Source organism: Rhodococcus sp. PAE-6, from assembly GCF_025290685.1.
Lineage (GTDB): Bacteria > Actinomycetota > Actinomycetes > Mycobacteriales > Mycobacteriaceae > Rhodococcus > Rhodococcus pyridinivorans.
In genome coordinates this window covers 1-252 of the sequence record NZ_JAOCLZ010000166.1, presented here as the reverse complement: position 1 = coordinate 252, position 252 = coordinate 1, and the positions used below count along the sequence as shown (strand labels likewise).

1 protein-coding gene is annotated in these 252 nt (G+C 69.8%); it reads right to left on the bottom strand.

Features of this window, described 5'->3' with window-relative positions; all coding sequences use genetic code 11:
* The coding region (locus tag NVV99_RS26655) for a sensor histidine kinase KdpD (protein ID WP_260783318.1) at positions 1 to 252 on the bottom strand (252 nt) is incomplete at both ends.

Sequence of the window (252 nt, the reverse complement as noted above, 5' to 3'; positions counted from 1 at the left end):
CTTCGTGACCATCTGTCGCACGATGGCCAGTCCCAGACCGGATCCCGGCATCGACCGCGCGGTCGTCGCCCGGGAGAACCGTTCGAACACCAGTTCGCGTTCCTCCTCCGGGATCCCCGGGCCGGCGTCGTCGACGGTCAGCTCCCTCAGACCGCTGGCGATCTGCCGCATGTTCACGACGACGGCTTCCCCCGCCGGGCTCCACTTGGCCGCAGTGTCGAGGACGTTGACCACGGCGCGGGTGAGCCCGGC